Origin of the sequence: Methanocaldococcus vulcanius M7 (genome assembly GCF_000024625.1) — an archaeon.
GTDB lineage: Archaea > AGJL01 > Methanococci > Methanococcales > Methanocaldococcaceae > Methanocaldococcus > Methanocaldococcus vulcanius.
Genome location: NC_013407.1, coordinates 1,562,303 through 1,585,851 on the forward strand (window position 1 = coordinate 1,562,303; position 23,549 = coordinate 1,585,851).

General features: G+C 39.1%; 16 protein-coding genes, 7 tRNA genes, 3 rRNA genes and 1 other RNA gene. 6 read left to right on the top strand and 21 right to left on the bottom strand.

The genetic code is table 11. The features are described 5' to 3' along the window. Positions 1-135 precede the first annotated feature (135 nt). Genes METVU_RS07630 through METVU_RS07655 form a run of 6 tightly spaced genes read left to right on the top strand, consistent with a single transcriptional unit; the run spans position 136 to position 6,263 of the window. Entirely contained in the window at positions 136-744 is a 609-nt protein-coding gene (locus METVU_RS07630) for a DUF447 domain-containing protein (protein WP_048196936.1), read from the top strand. A gap of 57 nt (positions 745-801) precedes the next feature. After that, positions 802-1,431: a TIGR00153 family protein gene (locus tag METVU_RS07635; RefSeq protein WP_015733624.1), complete on the top strand. Its 630-nt coding sequence runs from the start codon at positions 802-804 to the stop codon at positions 1,429-1,431. Positions 1,432-1,489: 58 nt separating this feature from the next. Further along, entirely contained in the window at positions 1,490-2,380 is an 891-nt protein-coding gene (locus tag METVU_RS07640) for an inorganic phosphate transporter (protein WP_015733625.1), read from the top strand. After that, positions 2,377-2,970, top strand: coding sequence for a hydrogenase maturation peptidase HycI (gene hycI, locus METVU_RS07645; RefSeq protein WP_015733626.1), 594 nt, complete (start codon positions 2,377-2,379; stop codon positions 2,968-2,970). Before METVU_RS07640 ends, hycI begins: the two co-directional genes overlap by 4 nt. After that, complete coding sequence (gene hypF / locus METVU_RS07650) at positions 2,948-5,254, top strand: carbamoyltransferase HypF (protein WP_015733627.1); 2,307 nt, start codon at positions 2,948-2,950, stop codon at positions 5,252-5,254. Before hycI ends, hypF begins: the two co-directional genes overlap by 23 nt. 1 nt (position 5,255) lies before the next feature. Continuing rightward, positions 5,256-6,263 (top strand): sn-glycerol-1-phosphate dehydrogenase, encoded by a 1,008-nt coding sequence (locus METVU_RS07655; protein ID WP_015733628.1) that lies wholly within the window; start codon positions 5,256-5,258, stop codon positions 6,261-6,263. Between the two features lie 36 nt (positions 6,264-6,299). Here METVU_RS07655 and METVU_RS07660 read toward each other — a convergent pair whose 3' ends face one another. From METVU_RS07660 to METVU_RS07760, 21 genes are all read right to left on the bottom strand, one after another. Further along, a complete protein-coding gene (locus METVU_RS07660; RefSeq protein WP_015733629.1) occupies positions 6,300-7,262 on the bottom strand; it encodes a hypothetical protein in 963 nt (320 codons plus the stop codon). Positions 7,263-7,335: 73 nt separating this feature from the next. Next, positions 7,336-7,593, bottom strand: an RNA gene (rnpB, locus tag METVU_RS08845) — RNase P RNA component. A gap of 47 nt (positions 7,594-7,640) precedes the next feature. Then, a 5S ribosomal RNA gene (rrf, locus tag METVU_RS07670) occupies positions 7,641-7,755 on the bottom strand. A 57-nt stretch (positions 7,756-7,812) separates the two neighbouring features. Further along, positions 7,813-10,818, bottom strand: a 23S ribosomal RNA gene (locus METVU_RS07675). 103 nt (positions 10,819-10,921) lie between these two features. Further along, positions 10,922-10,994 (bottom strand) — tRNA-Ala (locus tag METVU_RS07680). Positions 10,995-11,059: 65 nt separating this feature from the next. Beyond that, positions 11,060-12,534, bottom strand: a 16S ribosomal RNA gene (locus tag METVU_RS07685). Together the 16S, 23S and 5S rRNA genes with 7 tRNA genes alongside form the textbook arrangement of a ribosomal RNA operon. Before the next feature lie 326 nt (positions 12,535-12,860). Next, positions 12,861-12,932 (bottom strand) — tRNA-His (locus METVU_RS07690). An 11-nt stretch (positions 12,933-12,943) separates the two neighbouring features. After that, a tRNA-Leu gene (locus METVU_RS07695) sits at positions 12,944-13,031 on the bottom strand. A 72-nt stretch (positions 13,032-13,103) separates the two neighbouring features. Further along, positions 13,104-13,178, bottom strand: a tRNA-Glu gene (locus tag METVU_RS07700). A 2-nt stretch (positions 13,179-13,180) separates the two neighbouring features. After that, a tRNA-Ile gene (locus METVU_RS07705) sits at positions 13,181-13,258 on the bottom strand. Between the two features lie 35 nt (positions 13,259-13,293). Beyond that, positions 13,294-13,369, bottom strand: a tRNA-Asn gene (locus tag METVU_RS07710). A gap of 10 nt (positions 13,370-13,379) precedes the next feature. Further along, positions 13,380-13,453, bottom strand: a tRNA-Phe gene (locus METVU_RS07715). Between the two features lie 165 nt (positions 13,454-13,618). Further along, complete coding sequence (locus tag METVU_RS07720; protein WP_015733630.1) at positions 13,619-14,569, bottom strand: transketolase family protein; 951 nt, start codon at positions 14,567-14,569, stop codon at positions 13,619-13,621. 8 nt (positions 14,570-14,577) lie between these two features. Beyond that, positions 14,578-15,291 carry a ribulose-phosphate 3-epimerase gene (gene rpe, locus METVU_RS07725; RefSeq protein ID WP_015733631.1) on the bottom strand — a complete coding sequence of 238 codons (714 nt, stop codon included), beginning with the start codon at positions 15,289-15,291 and terminating at the stop codon, positions 14,578-14,580. A 286-nt stretch (positions 15,292-15,577) separates the two neighbouring features. Further along, the gene (locus METVU_RS07730; protein WP_015733632.1) at positions 15,578-16,405 is read right to left on the bottom strand and encodes a transketolase; all 828 of its coding nucleotides are present in this window, start codon (positions 16,403-16,405) and stop codon (positions 15,578-15,580) included. Positions 16,406-16,647: 242 nt separating this feature from the next. Further along, the gene (locus METVU_RS07735) at positions 16,648-19,572 is read right to left on the bottom strand and encodes an RtcB family protein (RefSeq protein ID WP_015733633.1); all 2,925 of its coding nucleotides are present in this window, start codon (positions 19,570-19,572) and stop codon (positions 16,648-16,650) included. A gap of 28 nt (positions 19,573-19,600) precedes the next feature. After that, positions 19,601-20,623, bottom strand: a complete 1,023-nt coding sequence (locus METVU_RS07740) for a nucleotidyltransferase domain-containing protein (protein ID WP_015733634.1) — start codon at positions 20,621-20,623, stop codon at positions 19,601-19,603. Next, positions 20,620-22,146 carry an NYN domain-containing protein gene (locus METVU_RS07745; RefSeq protein WP_015733635.1) on the bottom strand — a complete coding sequence of 509 codons (1,527 nt, stop codon included), beginning with the start codon at positions 22,144-22,146 and terminating at the stop codon, positions 20,620-20,622. Before METVU_RS07745 ends, METVU_RS07740 begins: the two co-directional genes overlap by 4 nt. 298 nt (positions 22,147-22,444) lie before the next feature. Further along, positions 22,445-22,630 (bottom strand): 30S ribosomal protein S27e, encoded by a 186-nt coding sequence (locus METVU_RS07750; RefSeq protein ID WP_015733636.1) that lies wholly within the window; start codon positions 22,628-22,630, stop codon positions 22,445-22,447. A 132-nt stretch (positions 22,631-22,762) separates the two neighbouring features. Then, positions 22,763-23,047, bottom strand: a complete 285-nt coding sequence (locus METVU_RS07755) for a 50S ribosomal protein L44e (RefSeq protein WP_015733637.1) — start codon at positions 23,045-23,047, stop codon at positions 22,763-22,765. Then, positions 23,025-23,537: a DNA replication complex GINS family protein gene (locus METVU_RS07760; RefSeq protein WP_015733638.1), complete on the bottom strand. Its 513-nt coding sequence runs from the start codon at positions 23,535-23,537 to the stop codon at positions 23,025-23,027. Before METVU_RS07760 ends, METVU_RS07755 begins: the two co-directional genes overlap by 23 nt. Positions 23,538-23,549: the final 12 nt, after the last annotated feature.

A 23,549-nucleotide genomic window follows, 5' to 3' on the forward strand; every position in this document is an offset into this window, starting at 1 on the left:
TTCGCTATCTGAACAATGATGACTACTCCCGCAACTGAGCCACTTTTTATAAAACCATATATATCTATTTTATTAATTTTATCAAGTTTTATTTACTGTTATTTTATTTTACTAACCTCTTGGGGGTGTTCTAATTTGATAAATGAAGTTATCATAACAACAAAAAAAGGTAAAAGAAATAACAAAGCACCAATAGGAGTTTATTTTAAAGATAGAGATAAAGAAGTAGTTATGCATCTTTTTTATGGATCTCATACCTTTGAAAATATGACAAAAGAGGACTATTTTGCAGTGAACATAACCCCTCCTCTCGAAATAGCAAAAGCTGTTTTAGATGATGAAGATGAATATGATCTCTTTAAAGAAATTCCTTACTTAAAAAAAGCCCAATGCGTAAAATTCTACCGCATTATTAATCGACAGTTAATTACTAAAAAAGATGAATTCGGAGAAAATAAACTTATGATAATTAAAGGAGAAAAAATAGGAGAAAAGATACTAAGTCGAGATATATACATTTACAACAGAGCAGATGGGCTGTTAGTTGAAACTGCCATTCTATACTCACGACTAACCTCCAAACATATAAATATGGACAAAAACAAAAAAAATGAAATGATAAAAGAAATATGTAAGTATTTCCAAATAATAAAAAAAGTGGGGAATAAAGAGCATAAAAACGTTGCTATGAAGATTATAAACAACTTAAAAGAAAGATATGGAGAGATGAACTTAGAATTTTAATTAGTTAATTTAAAACTAAATTGTTAAGAATAAAAACAAAATCAATGCGTGATCATTATGTCAATCTTTTTCTTTGAAAGAAACAGCGAAAAAAACATAATAAACAACCTGCGACTAATGATTCAAAAATCATTAAAAGGTCTTGAACTTTTAAAATACTATATGAAAACGAGGGATAAAAAAATACTTGCTGAAATTATAAAAATAGAAGAAGAAGGAGACGAAATCACTAAAACCATAAGAATAAACTTAGAAGAGGCCTTTCTTCCAAATATGAGGAGGGAGTTATCAAGATCTGCTGAATTGCTGGATGAAACATTGGATAGTTTAAAACATGCCGCAATGCTTTACGAACTATTAAAAACGGACTTTGACGAATATCTAAATAACGAGATAACCATTATCTTAAAAATAACTGTTGAGATGTTTAAATATCTCGAAGAGGTTTTAAACATTATAGAAAATGGAGGAACATTAGATCCCACAATAAAAGAGATTAAAGATCGGGAGAAATTTATAGATGACATATATCAAAACAGAATCTACAAATATCTAATAAATCTTGAAGTAAAATCATTCTGGGAAGGAAAGATCATATGCGATTTTATCGATAATGTGGTAAATATAAGCGATTATATTGAAGATGTAGCAGATGAGCTTCACATCATCTACCTACACATAAAATAATCAAATAAACTGCAACAAATAAAAAACAAATAAAAAAGAAACCTCAGAGAAAAACAGGGTGATTTTCATAGGAATAAATTTAGAAATGATCATTAGCTTTTACCTCCTCTTCATTCTTGGGGCAAACAACGTTGCCAATGCCATAGGAACTGCATACGCTTCAAGAGCAACATCCTATAGAAACTTGTTAATATTATTTAGCATTTCAGTAATAATAGGATCTCTCTGCGCTAAAAATGTAGGAGATACAGTCAACAGCTTATCCACAAATGCAACAATCGCCTTAACAATAACTGCGATAGTTATGACTCTATCCACCTATAAAAAAATCCCAATCTCCCTACACACAATAATCATCTGCTCGTTAATAGGTCTCACATCTAACTACAACAACCTTTACAAATTTGGAGAAATACTGCTAAGTTGGATCATCTCCCCAATTATTGCTCTAACAATAGCTTATCTTTTATACATAATTTATGAGAAGATAAACATTCCCACAATTAAAAAAATAAATATGACAAGGATTTTCTTACTACTAAGTGCGGCAATAGTTGCATTTAACTTAGGAAGCAATGACCTCCCCACAATATTAGGAACATGGACAACTTCACAATCAATCTTTTTAATAGGAGCAATTTTTTTATGCTTAGGAGCTTGCCTTTATGGAAACAAGATCTCAGAAACCATCTCGACAATAACAAATCTAAGTGTTAGATCTGCTTTTATAGCACAACTCTCAGGAGGATTAGCAGTTACAATATTTACAGCACTTGGAATGCCTGTTTCAACAACCCAGGCAATAGTGGGAGGGATCTTAGGGGTTGGATTAACAAAAGGGATAAAAACCGTGCGTTGGAAAGTTTTAAAAAGGATAATATTTTGGTGGACAGTTGCTCCAATACTTGCATTAATCTTTGGATTTTTTGTTGGAAGGTTGATAAAATGAATAAAATAGATGATATTGAGCAGGAACTTTTAGAACATTTAAAAAACTGTAAAAAACTTGTAATAATGGGATTAGGAAATGAATTAAAGGGAGATGATTTTGTAGGAATATACATTATAAAAAAACTTGTTAACCACTACAACACAAATAAAGAAAAAAATAAAAAAAACGAAGAAAAAGACAGCGAATTTGAAGTATTCAAATTAAGGAATTTATGTATCATAAATGCAGGAACAGTTCCTGATTTTTTTACAGATATAATAAAAGAAGAAAACCCCTCTCACTTATTAATAGTGGACTGTGCAATAATGGAAAAAAACCCCGGAGATGTTGAAATAATAGAAGAATATCGAATAAAAAACTTCAACCTATCCACTCACACCCTCCCAATAAACGTTATAATTAAATATATAAAAAAATTTATTGATGTGAAAGTTATAATTCTTGGAATTCAGCCAAAAATAGTGGATTTCTGCCCTATGTCCAGCGAAGTTGAAGAAACAGGTAAAAACCTCACAGAAATCCTTATCAAAATAATAGATAAACTAAACCTAACTGGTGTCTACCATGATTATAAAAATAAAAGTTAAAGGAATAGTTCAAGGGGTAGGTTTTCGTCCATTCGTTTATAGAATTGCTAAAAAAAATCAACTCAGGGGTTATGTAAAAAATATGGGAAACTACGTTGAGATAGTAGTTGAAGGGAAAGAAGAAGATATTAAAAATTTTATCAACGAACTAAAAAATAAAAAACCGCCACTATCAAAAATAGACGAACTTACAATAGAAAAACTCCATCAAAGTAAAAAAACATTTGAAAACTTTAAAATCATAAAAAGTGAAACAAACGAAGAAGAAGAGGAAGGAACAATCCCTGCAGATGTTGCTATTTGCGAAGATTGCTTAAAAGAAATGTTCGATAAAAAAGACAGAAGATACAGATACCCATTTATTGCATGCACGAATTGCGGAGCACGATTTACAATAGTAGAAAAACTTCCATACGATAGAGAAAACACATCAATGAGGGACTTTCCACTCTGCAATGCCTGCCTAAGAGAATACGAAGATCCAATGGATAGAAGATTTCATGCCCAAGCAACTTGCTGTCCAGCATGCGGACCATACGTATACCTAACCGATGGAAAAGAAGTAATCGCAGAAAAAGACGATGCAGTTAAAGAGGCGGTTAAACTACTTGAAGAAGGGAAAATACTTGCAATAAAAGGTATTGGCGGAACACACCTTACTTGTAAAGTTGGAGATGATGAAACTGTCTTAGAACTAAGAAAAAGATTGGGAAGAGAGAGCCAACCATTTGCAGTTATGAGTAAAATAGAGCATATCAAAAAATTTGCAGAACTTGAAGAGGATGAAAAAAAGGCACTAACCTCACCAAGAAGGCCAATAGTAGTTTTAAATAAAAATCAGAACTATGATAACTACTTTTCAAAATACGTATCAAACTTAGATACAATCGGAGTAATGCTTCCATACAGTGGACTACACTACCTTCTGTTTGATAACGAAATTGCATATGTAATGACCTCAGCAAACCTACCCGGGCTTCCAATGGTAAAAGACAACGATCAAATCCTAAAAAAACTTAATAACATTGCTGATTACTTTCTCTTACATAATCGAAGAATCGTAAACAGATGTGATGATAGCGTAGTTAAAAAAGTAGGAGATAATATAGTTTTCTTACGAAGATCGAGAGGGTATGCTCCAGAACCCATAAAGATCAATCTTGAAAATGAAAATACAAAAAATATACTCTGCGTTGGGGCTGAGTTGAATTCAACCGCCTGCCTCGTCAAAAAAAACAAACTATACTTAACCCAACATATAGGAAACACATCAAAATATGAAACATTTAATTATTTAAAAGATGCAATAAGTAGTATTTTAAAATTAACAAACACAAACAAGATCGATGCAATTGTTTGCGATCTTCATCCCCACTACAACTCAACAAAATTAGCAGAAGAACTCTCAAAATCCCAAAACATAGATCTGATCAAAATACAACACCACTTCGCTCACGCATATGGGTTATTAGGAGATAACAACTTTTTCGAAGATGCAATTATACTGGCAATGGATGGTGTGGGGTATGGATTAGATGGAAACATCTGGGGAGGAGAAGTTATATTATTCAAAAATGGAAAAATGGAGAGAATAGGACATTTAGAAGAGCAATACCAATTAGGTGGGGATTTAGCTACAAAATATCCTTTAAGAATGCTACTCTCAATACTCTATAAAGCAATTGGAGACGATGCCTTTGAATATATAAAAACATACAACTTCTTTTCTGAAAAGGAATTGAACATACTTAAATTTCAAATAGAAAGAAAAATAAACTGTCCAAAAACCACATCAACAGGGAGGGTTTTAGATGCAATCTCCGCGCTACTAAACATCTGCCTAAAAAAAACCTACGATGGAGAACCAAGCATAAGATTAGAACCCCTCGCAACCCAATACAAAAAAAACATGACAGGAGAAATAGAAACAATCCCTCCAAAAATAAAAAATAATATCTTAAATACCACATATCTAATAAAAAAATCTTATGAAATGCTATTAAACGGAGAAAATAAAGAAAAAATAGCATATCTCGCTCACATATATATAGCAGACGGAATGTTCAACATTGCAAAAAAAATAGCGAAAAAATATGGTATAGAGAGCATAGGTATAACAGGAGGTGTTGCATACAACAGAATAATAACCGAACACATAATAAAAAATGCAAAAAAAGAAGGGTATAATTTTTTACAGCATAAAAGAGTCCCAAGCGGAGACGGAGGAATTAGCTTTGGACAGGGGATATCTTATCTATTAACCCAGCTATTCAATGAGGGATAAAATGTACATAACAACCCCAAGATACACCATAATAGAAGACAACGCCATAGAAAAAATAGAAACAGTCCTTAACAAACTCAATTTAAAAAATCCAATAATTATAACTGGAAAAACTACAAAAAAATACTGCAAATTCAACTACGATATTGAATACTACAACGAAATACTAACCAACAATAAAATAGAACAAAAAAAATACTCACACTACGACTGTGTAATTGGAGTGGGAGGAGGAAAAGCCATTGATGTAGGGAAATATCTCTCATACATATTAAAAGTTCCATTTATAAGTGTTCCAACCACAGCATCAAACGACGGTATCGCATCTCCAATAATATCAATAAAACAGCCCTCTTTTATGGCAGAGGCACCAATGGCAATAATCGCAGACACTCGAATAATAAAAAAATCTCCAAAAAGATTATTAAGTGCAGGGATGGGAGATATTGTTTCAAACATAACCGCAGTTTTGGATTGGAAACTTGCACATAAAGAAAAAGGAGAAAAATACAGTGAAAGCTCAGCTATATTTTCAAAAACAATAGCAAAAGAACTGATTACTTATGTAATAAATTCAGATCTTAGCGATTATGCAGACAAACTTGTTAAGGCATTAGTGGGGAGTGGAATAGCAATAGCAATTGCAAACTCTTCAAGACCCGCATCAGGAAGCGAACATCTCTTCTCTCATGCAATAGATAAACTAAAAAAAGAATATGATCTAAATATAAAATCACTACACGGAGAACAATGTGGAGTAGGAACAATAATAATGAGCTATCTACATGAAAAAGAGAACAAAAACCTAACAGGAACCTGCCAAATAATAAAACAAGCACTAAAAAAAGTTAAAGCCCCTACAACTGCAAAAGAACTTAAAATAGATGAAGACATTATAATAGAAGCACTCACAATTGCACACAAAATAAGAAATCGATGGACAATTCTAAGAAACGGAATAGATAGAAAAACTGCAATAGAAATATTGGAAGAAACCGAAGTGATTTAATAATAATCTAACTTAAATCGAACTTTAAAAATTTGATTATCTTGATAATGCCAAAATAACCTCCAAAAGGATCAAAGCAACAATAGAACCCTCTAAAATAAATCCATAAAACTCAGTTAAAAACTGTCTAACCATCATATATATCTCACTGATCATTTCCATCTTCTTTTCAACCCTCTTAATCCACTCAGAAACATAAAAAATCTCACACAAACGCTCATACAACTCAGCATAATATCTATCTCCATACAACATAAGAACATTCTCAATACTATCAAAATACGAAATATAACTTATTCTCTGTAAATACAAATCCTTAGAAAGCTTTTTTAACTTAAAATAACCCAATTTTTCCCAATGTAATTTAGTAAGATACTGAATTGCCTCACTCAACATAACATCAAAAACCCTCAAATTCAAAACCCTAATACACGCAAGCTCAATAATATCCACTTCCTCCCAAAAATCTTCATTTTTATCCAAAATAATACCATTATCCCAATCCAAAATTATTAAATCCTTAGTAGAATACTTAATCTTCCCCTCCAACACCTCGTCAAAATACTCCTCAGGAACATCCTCATACTGATCCCTTAACAACTTAGCCAAAACATCCTTATTTTCCCTAATAAACAACTCAGGATCAGAATAATCACTAAAACAGTATAAAGTATAACTCTCTAAAAACCGATCTGCCTCATACTCCTTAAGATACTTTAAAGCATCTTCAAATAAACTCTCCTTAATTTCAAACAACTCAACAACCGACTTATCCTTAAAATCTCTAACGATCTCTACAATAATATTCCTCTCATAAACCTTTATATCAACTTCCTTATTCTCCTCAGTGATCCTCTCAATCAACGAATACGTCGGTAAAAACTCTTCATAACTACAAATACGCTTCACTCTTGGCCTCATCATTTGTTCAGAATAAATACTTTCTTTTAAATAACCAACAACAATTTGAACAATTTTGCCACTTAAAGCACCACTCATCTTCCCCCAAATTTAAACTTTCAGAACGAACGATAATTAAAACAAAATAAAAATAAAAAAATAAAATATGGCGGTATGGGGGCTATAGCCCGCCTTCTGTAATTTCGGTGGCATTCGGCTAAGCACCATCCGGCTTGCACCCCCGGCAGAGGAGACGCCCGTTTCACCGACTCTTCGGGAGTCCTCAACCTTTACAAGGTATCATCGTCATCTCTCCCGAAGCCGTGTCGTTTCTGTTGCGTCTCCCGCCCCTTCTCAGGGGACACTGCCGATAAACGGGGTGGGCGGAACTTCCTCCCCTTAAAAAGGGGACAGCCACCAGCCCCCTTACCGCCAATTAAATTAAATCTTTGGATATATTTGAAAATAATAAAAAGTGGCCGGCGGCGTCGCCCCTTTCCCGCCAGAAGGCAGTACTCGGGGCATCGCTGGGGGACTTAACTTCCGAGTTCGGGATGGGTTCGGGTGTAGCCCCCCCGCTATGACCGCCGTGCCAAAGAATAAATAGTGGCCATGCATAGGCCTCCGCATCCGCTTAGTGTCTGGATGCCCTGCCGGGCTCTCGGGCGGTTAGTGTCGGCGGGCTGAACGCCTCGGGCAGAACCCTCGGCGCTTACACCCCCGACCTATCAACCTCCTCTTCTAGGAGAGCCCTCGTCCCCAAAGGGACTGGCCGCCTATTTTCGGGGAGGGTTTCGGGCTTAGATGCCTTCAGCCCTTATCCCTTAGTGCGTAGCTGCCCGGCAATGCCCTGTCGGACAACCGGTAAACCAGAGGCACCGGCGGCTCGTTCCTCTCGTACTAGAGCCACCTTCCCCTCAGGCGACCAACACCCCCAGCAGATAGCAACCAACCTGTCTCACGACGGTTTAAACCCAGCTCACGATCCCCTTTAATGGGCGAACAGCCCCACCCTTGGGCCCTGCTGCAGGCCCAGGATGGGAAGAACCGACATCGATGTAGCAAGCCGCGGGGTCGATATGGGCTCTTGCCCGCGACAACTCTGTTATCCCCGGGGTAGCTTTTCTGTTATCCCTGGCCCCCATCGGTGAGGCACAGGGGTTCGCTAGGCCCGGCTTTCGCCTCTTGGTCGGCCTCTTTTACCGACCAAGTCAGGCCGGCTTTTGCCCTTGCACTCCACGGCGGAGTTCTGACCCGCCTGAGCCGACCTTTGGGCCCCCCTGATGCATTTTCAGGGGGGTGCCGCCCCAGCCAAACTGCCCACCTGCCGGTGTCCCCCACACGGGGTTAGGGACATGGCCATGGGTGGGTGGTGTCCCATGGACGCCTCCACCACCCCCGGAGGGGTGGCTTCGACGGCTCCCACCTACACTGTGCACCCACGGCCATGCCCCAACGACAGGCTGCAGTAAAGCTCCACGGGGTCTTCGCTTCCCACTGGGGGTCTCCGGCCTTTGCACCGGAAAGGTAGGTTCACCGGGCTCCGGCCCGGGACAGTGGGGGTCTCGTTACGCCATTCATGCAGGTCGGAACTTACCCGACAAGGAATTTCGCTACCTTAAGAGGGTTATAGTTACCCCCGCCGTTTACCGGCGCTTCGCCCGGTTGTACCCGGGTTTCACGTACCGGCACTGGGCAGGCGTCGGCCTTGGTACACACCCTTACGGGCTAGCCAAGACCTGTGTTTTTATTAAACAGTCGGACCCCCCTGGCCACTGCGACCTGCGGTCCCCCCCATATAGAGAAGACCGCAGGCACCCCTTCTCCCGAAGTTACGGGGCCAATTTGCCGACTTCCCTGGGCCGGATTCACCCGACACGCCTTAGGATACTCGCCTAGGGGCACCAGTGTCGGTTCTGGGTACGGTCATCGGGGATCCTTACCAACTCCCTTTTCACGGGCTCCAGGGCTCAGCCGAACCCTCCTAACGGAGGGCCCATCACGCTTTTGCCCGGTTCTCGCCATTACGGCACTCCCCGGGCTTATACGCTTGGCCACCCCGACGGGGGTGGTCGGCCTACCCCGAAGCGTCAGGAGTTGGCCCTGCGTTGCCGCACGTACCCCGATGGCGCGGGAATATTAACCCGCTTCCCTTTCCCCTCATAGGGAATTACCCCGAGGGTTAGGACCGGCTAACCCACAGCTGACGACCGTTGCTGTGGAAACCTTGCCCCTTCGGCGGTGGGGATTCTCACCCCACTTTGCTGTTACTACTGCCGGGATCCTCGTTCCCACGAGGTCCACTCGACTTCACAGCCGAGCTTCTACCCTCGCGGGACGCCCTCCTACCGGATCACCATAACGGTGCCCCCGGGTCTCGGCGGCCGGCTTAGCCCCCATTATCTTCGGGGCCCCTGACCTCGACGGGTGAGCTGTTACGCACTCTTTAAAGGATGGCTGCTTCTAAGCCAACCTCCCCGCTGTCTTAGGCCAGGGACTCCCTTCCATTTACACTTAGCCGGCACTTAGGGGCCTTAACCCGGGTCCGGGTTGTTCCCCTCTCGGACATACGGCTTACCCGTATGCCCTCACTCGGGAGCTACGGCGATGACGGGTTCGGAGTTTGACAGGGTGCCGAGGGCTCTCGCCCCCTAAACACCCTATCAGTGGCTCTACCCCGCCATCTACCTAACTCCCGGCTAACCTGCGAGTTATTTCGGAGGGAACCAGCTATCTCCGGGCTCGATTGGCATTTCACCCCTAGACCGAGGTCAGAGGAGCACTTTGCGCGGTAACACCCCTGCGGGCCTCCACCCCTCTGGCGAGGGGCTTCACCCTACCCCGGCCTAGATCGCCCGGTTTCGGGTCGTACGAGTGTGACTCCAGGCCCACAAAGACCTCGCCCCTCACCCAAAAAGGGCTGCGGGCACGTCGGTTTCCCTACGCCTTCGACCTTGAAGGTCTTAGGCTCGCCACACCCGTACACTCCCCGGCCCGTTTTTCGAAACGGACGACACGACTCCGGCATGCCACCCCTCGTACTCCTCCCTCGCGGGAGTTTCCTTCGGGGTGGTTACCTTTCGAGCCGTGCCATACCGCACCCGTCTGGTTTCAGGCTCTTTTCACCCCCCGCAAGGGGTGCTTTTCAGCTTTCCCTCACGGTACTAGTTCGCTATCGGTCTCGGGACGTATTTAGGGTTGGAAGCCTAATGTCTCCCAGCTTCCCGCGCGATATCCAACGCGCGGTACTCAGGGACACCTCAAAACCCCCAACCGGTTATGCCTACGGGGCTTTCACCCTCTATGGCGCCCCGTTCCAGGGGACTTCGGCTTCCCGGTGGGGGTTTATATGAGGGCCCTGCAACACCACATCCCCTTACCCTTACGGATAAGGGTTCGGTTTGCCCTGTGCCGGTTTCGGTCGCCCCTACTCCCGGCATCCCTGTTGGTTTCTTTTCCTGCGGGTACTCGGATGCTTCTTTTCCCCGCGTTCCCGCTCCCTAACGGGAGCGCCCCAAATGGGGCAGGAAGTCCCATTCGGGGATCCCGGGTTCTACGGCTGCCTGCGCCTCCCCCGGGCTTATCGCAGCTTGCCGCGCCCTTCCTCGGCGCCCCGAGCCGAGCCATCCACCAGACGGGGTGATAGCCCGGCAGAGCATCCAGATTTCACCGGGATGCGGAGGCCTATGCATGGCCCTCATCATTAGTCAGGCCCTTCACCTGCAACTCTTTGGAGTTGCAGGCTGCACGTGTTTTAGTGGACCCGGTGGGATTTGAACCCACGGCCTCCGGCTTGCAAGGCCGGCGCTCTCCCAGCTGAGCTACGGGCCCACTTTGGCCTATGTGGCAAGCCCACGACTGGTTTGGTGCTCCACAGCAACCAGCTCTTTTTTCTCAGGAGGTGATCCAGCCGCAGGTTCCCCTACGGCTACCTTGTTACGACTTCGCCCCCCTTGCTGAACCCAAGTTCGACCCTGCCCTTGCGGACAGGGCCTCACTTGGGCTCAACTCGGGTGGCGTGACGGGCGGTGTGTGCAAGGAGCAGGGACGCATTCACCGCGCCATGGTGAGGCGCGATTACTACGGATTCCGGCTTCACGAGGGCGAGTTACAGCCCTCGATCCGGACTACGACCGGGTTTAGGGGATTCGCTCCCCCTTTCGGGGTCGCTTCCCATTGTCCCGGCCATTGTAGCCCGCGTGTAGCCCAGGGGATTCGGGGCATGCGGACCTGTCGTTGCCCGCACCTTCCTCCGGCTTAGCGCCGGCGGTCCCCCATGAGTGCCCTCCTCCCGGAGGAGGAGGTTGCAACATGGGGCACGGGTCTCGCTCGTTACCTGACTTAACAGGACGCCTCACGGTACGAGCTGACGACGGCCATGCACCACCTCTCGGCGCGTCTGGCAAGGTCGTCAACCTGGCCTTCATCCTGCCGTCGCCCCTGGTGAGATGCCCGGCGTTGAATCCAATTAAACCGCAGGCTCCACCCGTTGTAGTGCTCCCCCGCCAATTCCTTTAAGTTTCAGTCTTGCGACCGTACTCCCCAGGCGGCGGACTTAACGGCTTCCCTTCGGCACCGCGTCGGCCCGAAGCCGACGCGACACCTAGTCCGCAGAGTTTACAGCCAGGACTACCCGGGTATCTAATCCGGTTTGCTCCCCTGGCCTTCGTCCCTCACCGTCGGACCCGTTCCAGCCGGGCGCCTTCGCCACAGGTGGTCCCCCAGGGATCAACGCATTTCACCGCTACCCCTGGGGTACCCCCGGCCTCTCCCGGTCCCAAGCCCAGCAGTATCTCTGCCAGCCCTGCGGTTGAGCCGCAGGATTTAAGCAGAGACTTACTGGGCCGGCTACGGACGCTTTAGGCCCAATAATAGTGGCCACCACTTGGGCCGCCGGTATTACCGCGGCTGCTGGCACCGGACTTGCCCAGCCCTTATTCCCGGAGCTGTTTACACTCCGGAAAAGCCATCCCGTTGGGATGGCACTCGGGGTCCCCCCGTCGCACTTTCGTGCATTGCGGAGGTTTCGCGCCTGCTGCGCCCCGTAGGGCCTGGACCCGTGTCTCAGTGTCCATCTCCGGGCTCCCCCTCTCAGGGCCCGTACGGATCGTCGGCTTGGTGGGCCGTTACCCCACCAACTACCTAATCCGCCGCAGCCCCATCCTCGGGCGCCGGAGCTTTCGGGGAGGGATCGTTCCAGACCTCCTCCCCTATGGGGGATTAGCCTCAGTTTCCCGAGGTTATCCCCCTCCCGAGGGTAGGTTAGCCACGTGTTACTGAGCCGTGCGCCGGTGCTCCCGAAGGAGCCCCTTGACTCGCATGGCTTAGTCGGACCCCGATAGCAGTGGCCTCCGGCAGGATCAACCGGAATTAAGTGGGAGATACGGTCGCAAGAAAGGATAAACCTTTCTTGCGGCTGGTTGCTGTGGAGTTTCACCACCAGTCGTGGGCTTGCCTTAGTCCCAATCCTCTCGGATTGGGAACGCACCTTCAAGTGCATCCAATAAGAAGAACTTGTCAACTGAAACGTTTTTAGGAAAAAAACAATAATCAACAAAAAAATCAAAACATCTAAAATTATAAATTAACACTGCTAAAATAAATAAGGGGATTTAATCCACTTGTTTAATTTTAGGACACTATATAAAATCGGGGATATAAATGATTTGGGCTTATTTTAACTAAAAAATAAAAAAGGGCCGGGACCGGGAATTGAACCCGGGTCAGGGGATCCACAGTCCCCCAGGATGGCCACTACCCCACCCCGGCCACGGCATTAATGGTGCAGGGGAGGGGATTTGAACCCCCGAACCCCTTCGGGACTGGGTCCTAGGCCCAGCGCCTTTGGCCAGGCTTGGCGACCCCTGCACATTTATTTCCTAACTTAGATCATACTTTGATTATATTAATTCTTTATTTATTACATTAAAAAAGATATGATGCTCCGGCCGGGATTTGAACCCGGGTCGCGGGCTCGAAAGGCCCGCATGATTGGCCGGACTACACCACCGGAGCAATGGTGGGCCCGAAGGGATTTGAACCCTTGACCACTCGGTTATGAGCCGAGCGCTCTGACCAGGCTGAGCTACGGGCCCCTATATATGCAATATAATCAAATATAAAAAAATGATGGCGCCCCCAGCAGGACTCGAACCTGCGACCTACGGATTAACAGTCCGTCGCTCTACCAGCTGAGCTATGGGGGCTCAAAATTAGTGCCGCGGGGGTGATTTGAACACCCGACAACTGGATCTTCAGTCCAGCGTTCTCCCGGGCTGAACTACCGCGGCTCAGTGTTTGCATAATTATGCATTATATTTCAGGTATATAAACTTTTCGGTTTAGATCATATTTTATAATTTAATAATGAATATGTGGAACAAGCATTTATATATCTAAAATTATAAAATAATAATTATAATATAAACTCAACAAATATATAAAAAATAAAAATATTAAAATTTGCTGGTTTCTTCCATAATTCTTTTGGCTATGCTCTCTCCATCTAATCCATAGTGTTTTAAAAGTTCATCTGCCTTTCCACTTCTTCCAAATACATCATTAATCCCAATTCTTAAAAGTTTTTTATTTAAGCCGTTTGAGGCAATAACCTCAGCAACAGCCCCTCCTAAACCGCCAATAATGCTGTGATCTTCAACTGTAACAACAAAGTCATTTGCTTTTTTAATAATTTTTTCATCTATTGGTTTTATTGTGGAAATCTCTACAATTTCAGCAGATATTCCATTTTCTTTTAAAATCTCTCCTGCTTTTAATGCCTCTGGAACTTCTTCTCCTGTTGCTATAATAGTTAAATCCTCTCCTTCAACTAAAATCTTTCCTTTTCCTATTTCAAATGTTGCTTCTTCTTCATTTTCATAAATTATCTCTGTATCTCTTCTTGGCATTCTTACATAGACGGGACCTTTATACTCTGCTATAACTCTAATAACATTTTTTGTGTGATAGTAATCAGTTGGAGCGATAACAACCATGTTTGGGATAGCCCTCATTATAGCTATGTCTTCACACATTTGGTGGGAAGCTCCATCCTCTCCTACAGTGATTCCAGCATGAGTAGCAACAACTTTAACATTCAACTTCGGATATGCAACTAAATTCCTTATTATCTCCCATGCTCTTCCACTTGCAAACATTGCAAATGATGAAGCAAAGACAATTTTACCAGTTGTTGCTAATCCAGCAGCCATTCCAATCATGTTCTGCTCTGCAACTCCTGCATTGAAAAATCTATCTGGAAATTCTTTGGCAAACATGGCTGTTTGTGTAGATCCAGAGAGATCGGCATCTAATACCACCAAATTCTCATATTTTTTTCCCAACTCTACCAATGTTTCTCCATATCCTTTTCTCATTCCTTTATAAACTCCACTCAACTTAACCATAATTCCACCTATTTTTTACTGTTTAAATTGATCCCTTCATTTAAAAAATTTTCAGGATTTTTTATATTTAATGCCTTTAAAGCTGAGTCCCTTAAATTTTTAACTGCTGTTTTAACATCCTCTTTACCAAATATTGCAGATGCTGCAATTAAAACGTCTGCTCCTGCTTTAACTGCCATTGGAGCTGTTTCGACATTTATTCCTCCATCAACAAAGATCTTTGTATCATATCCATTTTCAACGATCATGCTTTTTAACTTTCTAATCTTCTTTGTCATCACTGGAATAAACTTCTGTCCTGAAAATCCGGGCTCAACGGTCATAACTAAAACAGCATAAACCTCATCTAAGATATACTCTATCTCATCCAAAGGTGTTGCAGGATTTAAAGCGACTATTGGCTTAGCCCCGATATTTTTTATTTTATTTATAATTCTGAATGGGAATCTAACTGCCTCTATGTGAAATGTAATATAATCCATCTCCTCAAATTCGTTAATAAATAGATCTACATTTTCAACCATTAAATGGACATCAACAGGCAGATCTGTTAGCTTTTTAACATGCTTTGCTATCCCAATTCCCATACTTATATTTGGGACAAAGTGCCCATCCATCATATCAACATGAAAGAAATCAACTCCTGCCTCCTCTGCTCTTTTAATCTCTTCCTTTAAATGCCCAAAATCTGCAGATAGTATTGAAGCTCCAATTTTAATCATCTAAATCACCAAGCTTTATAATTCATCGGCTTCTTTTCTCTAACAATTTTAACTGCCACGTTGGGAGAACAATTTGTGTCTAAAACCATCACTTTCATAATCTTTCAACCATTTCTATGCTTTTTTAACTCCTCTAAGTCATAATTTAAACGGATGCCTCTTTTTTCAACTCATATAAAAACTCTTTTATGCCGATATTGGCTATTTCTGATACTTTCCCCAAACTTACTTGTTTTTAAAATATTTTTTATTTCTTCTGGGAAATTAACTAAAACTGCAAATAATCTTATTCATATTTTAACTCCTCTAATGCTTGTTTTAACTGCTCTTCATTTGGAGCCTTTCCATGGAATGCCACATTATTCTCCATGAATGAAACTCCCTTACCTTTAACTGTATAGGTAATGATCATTTTTGGCTTACCATTTTTCATGCTCTTGGCTTTTTCAACAGTATTTATAATCTCTTCAAAATTATGCCCATCTATTTCAAAAACATCCCATCCAAATGCCTCAAATTTAGCTTTTATATCTCCCAAACTCATAACATCCTCTGTATGTCCATCTATTTGCAGTTTATTTCTATCAATAAACGCAATTAAGTTATCTAATTTATAGTGGGCTGCTGCCATTGCCGCTTCCCAAACTATACCTTCTTGACATTCTCCATCTCCCAACAAAACATAAACGTAGTTGTTTAACTTATCTAACCTACATCCCAAGGCAATTCCAACACTTGCTGAAAATCCTTGCCCCAATGAGCCAGTGCAGATCTCAACTCCTGGCGTGTCTATTGAAGGATGTCCTTGTAACTTCCCTTCTAATCTTCTCAATTTCCATAACTCTTCCTCTTCTATAATTCCCAATTCAGACAAGACAGCGTATAATGCAGGAGCTGCATGTCCTTTACTCAAAACAAACCTGTCTCTATCTTTTTTATATGGATCATCTGGAGAGTAGTTCATTATTTTGAAATATAAAGCCACAATAATATCAGTTGCAGATAAACTTCCACCGGGATGTCCTGATTTTGCTAAACCAACCATTTTGACAATTTTATACCTTACTTTTTTTGCTATTTTTTCCAAATCCTTAATTTCTAAGTTATTGGTCATAGTTTCACCTCAAAGTGTTAGTTTTAAAAAATAAGTTCTCCATCTTTTAAGAAATGTTTCTATAAAAAAGAAGATCCTTTTAATTTCTTTATCCCTTTCAAAATTTCTTATGCTAAGATACTCATTAGTGATATTTATAACTTTCATAGGTTTTGGTATATAATCACATCTTTATATGTAAATCTATATGTTAAAAATGGAAAGATAAAACGTAAATCAAAAAATAGACATTATATATTGGTTTAACCTTTAATAACTCCTAATGGTCTCATCCTTGCAACTTTTAATGATATTCCAGCTCTATGGCATGTATCTGCAACTAAATCAACACTCTTATATGCTTCTGGTGCTTCCTCTGCCATAACTGCCTTCGAATCACTCATTGCTATAATTCCCATCTCTGCCAATCTTTTCTGTATCTCTTTACCCTTCCATAATTTTAATGCCTTAGCCCTACTTAGCTTTCTTCCTGCTCCATGAGCAGTTGAACCAAACGTCTCTTTCATAGCAATCTCTGTCCCTCTCATTAAATATGAGGCAGTTCCCATATCCCCGGGAATGATAACTGGCTGTCCAACATCTTTATATTCTTTTGGTATTTGTGGATGTTTTGGTGGAAATGCCCTTGTAGCTCCCTTCCTATGAACTATAACTTTTACCTTTCTTCCATCTATTGTGTGTTCCTCTTTCTTAGCTATGTTATGGGCTACATCATAGACAATACTCATCTCTAAATCCTCAGCATGTATTTTAAACACTTCTTCAAAACTCTCTCTAACCCAGTGTGTAATCATCTGTCTATTTGCCCATGCATAGTTTGCTCCACAACACATTGCCTTGAAGTAACTCTGCCCCTCCTCTGATTCAAATGGAGCACATGCTAATTGTCTATCTGGCAATTTTATTCCATAATTCTTAGCTGCTTTTTCCATAATTCTTAAATAGTCGGTGCAGATTTGATGTCCTAAACCTCTTGAACCGGTATGCACTAAAACAACAACTTGATTCTCCTCTATTCCATATATTTCAGCAGCTTCCTCATCAAATACCTTTTCAACATACTGCACTTCTAAGAAGTGGTTTCCACTTCCCAAGCTACCAAGTTGAACTCTTCCCCTCTCTTTTGCTTTATCTGAGACATAGGAAGCGTCTGCATCCTCCATACATCCATTTTCTTCAATAAACTCCAAGTCCTCCTTCCATCCATAGCCCTCTTTAACTGCCCATCTAACTCCTTCTTCTAACACATCATCCATAACTCCCTTGCTGAACTTTAAAATTCCTTTACTTCCCAAACCAGAAGGGACATTTTTGAATAAGGTTTTTATAAGCTCTTTTATCTTTGGTTGGACTTCTTCTTTTGTTAAATTTGTTTTTATGAGCCGAACTCCGCAATTCACGTCAAAACCCACACCTCCAGGGCTTATAACTCCCTCTCTCTGGTCAAAAGCCGCTACTCCTCCGATACAGTTTGAAACTAAAAAGCTATCTGCTATAAAGTTGTGGTCTTTGTGATTTATTGTAAAATCATAAACCTCATCTATATCATCAACTTCATCTATACTTTCAATTTCATCCCAAATTAATCCATCTCCAATTTTTCTTTCTTTGATAAATTCTTCATAGCTTGGGAAGTTTGAAGGGACTCTTATTTCTTTAATTTCTTTTCCATTCTTTAACTTATTCCAAATATCTTTAACGAATCTTTCATCTTCTTTGTTTATATTTAGCAATCTTATAATCTCTGATGGTTTTTTACCCTCATTAAACAACTCTTTTACCTTTTCAACAAGTGCTTTTCTTCTATTTATCTCTTTTTCCCTATACTTTAAAAATGCCACTGCATAGCATCCGAGTTCTTGCCTCTCTCTGTTGTATTCATAACCAATCTTTGCCCATAAGTTTATTAAGTTCTTAGATGTGCCAATTATTGTTAAAACATATCTAACTGTCCCAATTCCATCAGTTCTTTTGTGAGTTGAGTTTCTTTTTGTAATTGTTGCCTCTACACCAAATTCATTTAGTAGTTTAGCAATATTTTCCAAAAATCTTAATGCATCTTCTTTAATCTTTATATTTTTAAATATCTCTAATGTTGGGAATGTAAATAATGCCTTTCTATCCTTTCTTAGATATGGTTTTCTTAGCTCAGCTCCAAATAGTGATGATAAGAACAATCTTTTCTGCCATAATTTACAGTTAAATACCCATTCTGGGAAGTTATACTTCTTTAACGTCTTGTTTCCAAGTGGAACACCCAATGCATGCAGTAAGACAACTAAACTTGATGAATTTACATAGAAGAAGTGGCAGCTATTTTCCCTTTTATAAACTCTTGAAGGAGTATAACCAATCTTTTTAATGTCTTCCCTAATCCTCTCTAAATCTTCTCTATGTTTTGAGGAAAAGTGTATAATACCATCTCCTCTTTTTCCAATAAAGTTAATTGAACCATCTCCAAAGATAAATCCCATAATTTTTAACAAGTAAGGTAGTTTTTTATGATTGTATGTTAATGGAATCAAACTTCTTTCTTTTAGTTTTCTTAAGATGATTTCTTTACTCTTTTTGCTTAGATTCAACTCATCCATACATTTAATTATATCATTTTCATCTATTATTATATCATCTGTTGGCTCTTCATATTCAACTCCTTCATAAGGATAGATAGCGACTCTATCATTTACTTTTAAGTTTTTAAGCTCAACCATTCCGTTTGGTGTATAAAATGGATGATCTTCTGTTGCTATCGTTTCATATCCAAGTTTTGTTCTAACTTTATAGATTTTGCAGTATGGCTTTAATTTAAAGAACTTTTTAACTTCACTTGCTTCTATTTTCTTATCTTCTGTGTTAAATATATCCACTTTTTCATCTTTTAAACCCTCATAATCTTTTATTCTATAATAAAAGCCGTGTTCAGTTAAAACCCTTGCATTTGGGTGGAGACAAAAGCCATAGCCGTAATGCACATCAGGCATAGCTATGGAATACTTATAAATTCCCGGCAAGCATGCAACGTTCGCTATTTGCTCCAAAACCTCTGGTTCTAACTCATCCAATAGGATTTCATTTAAGTATATCCTTCCCGGAACTCTCATGCAATCTTTATAATCTTTAGGTAATTCCCAGACAACATCAGAGACCTTTTTTAATCTATCTTTCATAATATCACCTAATTAACATAATATGGATTCAGAGTTTTTTTAATTTTATAAATTCGTTAAATGCCTCTCTCGTTGTTCCTACAACTAATCTTAAATATCTATTATTTCCTTCTATAACTTCTTCTAATTTACCTCTCGCAATGAATTCCTCTCCTTTGAAACATTGTCCAGCGTAAGTATGTGTAAATGAAACTATTTCTTTTATTTCAGAGTTTGTATAGCACTCTACCCTGTAAGTGGCTGGGTTATCAAAGGCATAATCATCGTTTAGAATTTTTCCTTCTATTTCAATAAAACCTAAGTTTTTATATTTTTTATTCCCATATTCTTCGTTAATTTCGTCCCATTCTCTTGTAAACAGTAGATCAAACATAGTTCCTTCTACAAGCCCTCTATTGTATTTCCTCTTCTCATAATATATAAATTCTTTATAGGTTAGTGTTCCATCTTTGATTCTTTTTTGATATGCGATTTTCCAGAAATCTTCTGAGAGGGGGGATAATTTTCTATCTTCAAACGCTTGTTTTAGTGATTCTCTTGCTTTTTTATGGTTTTCTTTTCCATAGATGACAAAATCAATATCTGAGTTTTCATTGTTAAGTTTCAGGAGGAGAGATCCACTAACTCCCATATTTTTAAGTGAAACTCCATACTCTTCAAGCGTTATAGCCAGTTTTCTACATTTTTTTTCTAATTCGTTAAGATCTTGATCTTCATTGATAATTTCGTTTAAACGTTCTTTTGGCTTTAAAATTTGTTTAACATCTTCTTTTGGAATGGCATGCATTAATACATTGTTTATTTCATCGTAAAATAGATATTTTGGGAATTTTTTTTCTAAGAATTTATATGCGAGGGAAGTGTCCGCAATTTTCACGTATTTTTTACCATTAATCTCTCTAATGTTATTCATTGGAATTTTAAAGTCGATAAATTCATAAGGAACATATCTTAAAAAAGCGAAAAATCTGTCTTTTGGATGAGAATAGGTGTTTACGGCAAAATATAATCCTTCTGTTGTTTCTATAAAGTCCCTAATCCTAACTCTCATGCTACCACGTTTGATTTTATCTTTTCAATTCGTTTTGTAACAACTTCGGTGTAGAGTTTTCTTAGTAATTCAATATCTAAGTTAATTTCTCCGTTTTCTATAATAAAAGGTATGATGTAATTTTTTATATCTTTATAGGGTAAATCATGATCGCTGGTTTCCATTATGTAATCTTTAAATGAAGCGTTGCTAATCACTAATGCTCCAAAGTTTTTGATATATTCGATTATTAATCTATAAGCATCATTTTTCGAGTTTAAAACCTTCATTTCGCATTCTTTTAGCAATATTTTGCAGATCTCTTTCTCTTTTATTTTATAATATGTGGCAGTATCCATCACCACAATAATATTTTTAAATCCTGCGTTTTTAATTTTTTTGATTAAATTACTAATTGCCTGTTCAGATATATTATGCGGGTTATTCAAAACACTGATAGCATCTATGATAACCATTCTTCTCGAAGGTTTTGGAGGATATATTCTCTTAAAAACTTTTTTTTCTTTTAAATATTCTCCAAGATAGGATATTATTTCGCTATTTTCAAGATAGTTCTCTAAATCGTCGGTAGTTGTAAACTTTGTAGAATACCATGGTGGAGATGTTGAATTAGAAAGTTTATTTAGCATATCTTTTTTTATCTTCATAAGCCGTTCTTTTTCTTTTAATGTATTGTATAATTTATTTAGGGTTATTTCTTCATCAATATTTAAATTTGTTAAGATCTTTAATAAGTATCCTTCTTCGAATGTTTCTAATCTAAAATTTTCACAAATTTTTTTTAATTTTAAATACTCTTCAAGTTCCTTTTTGCTACTAACTCCTACGGCTCTTGCAATTCTATACTCTTCTGCGGTTTTAAAGCCCCTGCTTAATGCATCGTTGTATTCGTAAGCATCTTTAAATCCTCTTTTTATGGCATCCCTATATTCATTAGCATCTCCAAACCCTAATTTCAATGCATTGGCCAACTCTTCAAAGTTTTTAAATCCTTTGCTCATTGCAAATTTATAAAGATCTACATCCCTTGAAAATATATGCTCTTCTAAGATTCCGTAGTATAAATATTCAATTATATATTTGTCGTCTATCTTTTTGGCAATTCCTTCTTTTTCAAGTTTTTTTAGCCCACCTATAAAACCAAGTTCTTTCGCTTTTTTATATTCCTCTATTGACTCAAATCCAGAGTTTTTATACTTTTTATACTCTTCAATATCTCCAAAGTGAAGATATTCATAATATTCCTTTGCATTCAATCCCAATGATTTTGCCTCTACCATGTCCTCCAATGTTTTAAATCCTTCTGAGGGTATGTAAAATATCACCCCATTGTCTACAAAAAAGAAGATACATTCATTATTATCTCTATATCTGCAAATTACATGTTTTCCCAATATTTTATGTGCTTCTAAAAATTCTTCTATATTTTTAACTCTAACTTTTGGAAGGTCTTCTATCTCATCTACATCAACATACTTTACCAAACCAAGCATAATTTTTAAAATATTTGTATTTTTACACATATTAATCACTCGTATTTTATTTTTAATGTATTATTTTAAATTTTTCAATAATTTGAAAAGATTGCATTTAATAATCATTATTTGGATATTATTTGGAAATATTCAATTATAAACGCTTTTCTTTAATCTAATAATCAAAAAAAAGAAATATTGACGTTTAATAATTAAATTTTTTACAGTATCTTCTGTTAGCCATTTTTGTATTTGTGATTTTTAAAATAGACAAGACAACCTAATGGTAAAAACTAATACAAAAATATAAAAAATAAATAGCATAAAAATTGCAAAAATAAAGCTTTTAACCCAGTATCTCCAATATTTTAGCTTTTACTTTACCTTTTCCGCTTCTTGGTTCTACTAAGACCTTTCCGCAAGTAAGACACTTGACAATTGTAGCCGGACTTCCAAATACAACTTGCTCGTTGTTGCATTCTGGACATTGAACTTTTAAAAATTTTGTTCTTGGTTGTGGGATCAGTTCCATTGTCTCCCCTCTCTATTGTTTTATTTTATTTTGGAGTTTATATTAAAATTATATAAATTAAATAAATCATATTAAAAAAGTTATTTTTTATTTATTGTGTTTTTTACCTTTTATTTGTTTATTTATTCGGAATTACTTCTCTACAAATTCAAATCTACCAGACCTAAAACATCCGTTTGCCTTTGTGTGCATTTTTCCACATTCAGTACATTTAAATCTCAAATCGATTCTTTTAACTGGTTTTGACCTATCTGGTAAAGGTCTTGGGAACCCTCCATAACCTGACGTAACTCTTCTGAACTGTCTTTGACCCCAAGTTAACTCACTTGGTTTCCCTTTTTTTGCCTTTTCTACTGTATGAATTGTATGCTTTTTACAGTATGGACAGTATCTTTTAACTTTTTTCGGCATTTTCATAACTTTCACCTATTCTTGAGATGATTCTGTGTTTTTCTAAAATACTGGCTATCCTTCTATCTAATGAGAGAACATCATTTTTGTTTAGGGAGTATATATAACTGCCGTCTGTAAATGATGGAAAGTTTTTATCGACCTTTACAACATCAATATCGTTTATTGTATATATAAGTTTTGGTGTCTCAATCTCATTGGGTTTTGGAGATTCTTCACTTTTTAACTCAGTGGAAATATTTTCAATAGCAGTTATAATATTTAATTCTTCCAAAAGCAAGTTTTCTCTTTCCTCATCCAAATAAAGAGCTTTATAGATCCTAAGTTTTCTAATCTCTTTAAAGTAGTATTCAATCCTCTTTTTTTCTTTATCTTCGGCTGTAATTATATACTCCCTAACTTCATCATAAAAGTTTTCTGGTAGTTTTAAAAGCTTATCGTTTTTTATTTCTTCAAAAAAATATTTTTTTAGAGAAGAGTAGGGAGATGACTTCATAGTATCACTTGT

Excerpts from the sequence above, each read along its gene's own strand:
- hypF (WP_015733627.1), top strand. The coding sequence starts at position 2,948 with ATGATTATAAAAATAAAAGTTAAAGGAATAGTTCAAGGGGTAGGTTTT.
- METVU_RS07745 (WP_015733635.1), bottom strand. The coding sequence starts at position 22,146 with ATGTGTAAAAATACAAATATTTTAAAAATTATGCTTGGTTTGGTAAAG.
- METVU_RS07635 (WP_015733624.1), top strand. The coding sequence starts at position 802 with ATGTCAATCTTTTTCTTTGAAAGAAACAGCGAAAAAAACATAATAAAC.
- METVU_RS07735 (WP_015733633.1), bottom strand. The coding sequence starts at position 19,572 with ATGAAAGATAGATTAAAAAAGGTCTCTGATGTTGTCTGGGAATTACCT.
- METVU_RS07760 (WP_015733638.1), bottom strand. The coding sequence starts at position 23,537 with ATGAAGTCATCTCCCTACTCTTCTCTAAAAAAATATTTTTTTGAAGAA.
- METVU_RS07740 (WP_015733634.1), bottom strand. The coding sequence starts at position 20,623 with ATGAGAGTTAGGATTAGGGACTTTATAGAAACAACAGAAGGATTATAT.
- rpe (WP_015733631.1), bottom strand. The coding sequence starts at position 15,291 with ATGATTAAAATTGGAGCTTCAATACTATCTGCAGATTTTGGGCATTTA.
- METVU_RS07730 (WP_015733632.1), bottom strand. The coding sequence starts at position 16,405 with ATGACCAATAACTTAGAAATTAAGGATTTGGAAAAAATAGCAAAAAAA.
- METVU_RS07660 (WP_015733629.1), bottom strand. The coding sequence starts at position 7,262 with ATGAGTGGTGCTTTAAGTGGCAAAATTGTTCAAATTGTTGTTGGTTAT.
- METVU_RS07720 (WP_015733630.1), bottom strand. The coding sequence starts at position 14,569 with ATGGTTAAGTTGAGTGGAGTTTATAAAGGAATGAGAAAAGGATATGGA.
- METVU_RS07655 (WP_015733628.1), top strand. The coding sequence starts at position 5,256 with ATGTACATAACAACCCCAAGATACACCATAATAGAAGACAACGCCATA.
- hycI (WP_015733626.1), top strand. The coding sequence starts at position 2,377 with ATGAATAAAATAGATGATATTGAGCAGGAACTTTTAGAACATTTAAAA.
- METVU_RS07755 (WP_015733637.1), bottom strand. The coding sequence starts at position 23,047 with ATGAAAATGCCGAAAAAAGTTAAAAGATACTGTCCATACTGTAAAAAG.
- METVU_RS07750 (WP_015733636.1), bottom strand. The coding sequence starts at position 22,630 with ATGGAACTGATCCCACAACCAAGAACAAAATTTTTAAAAGTTCAATGT.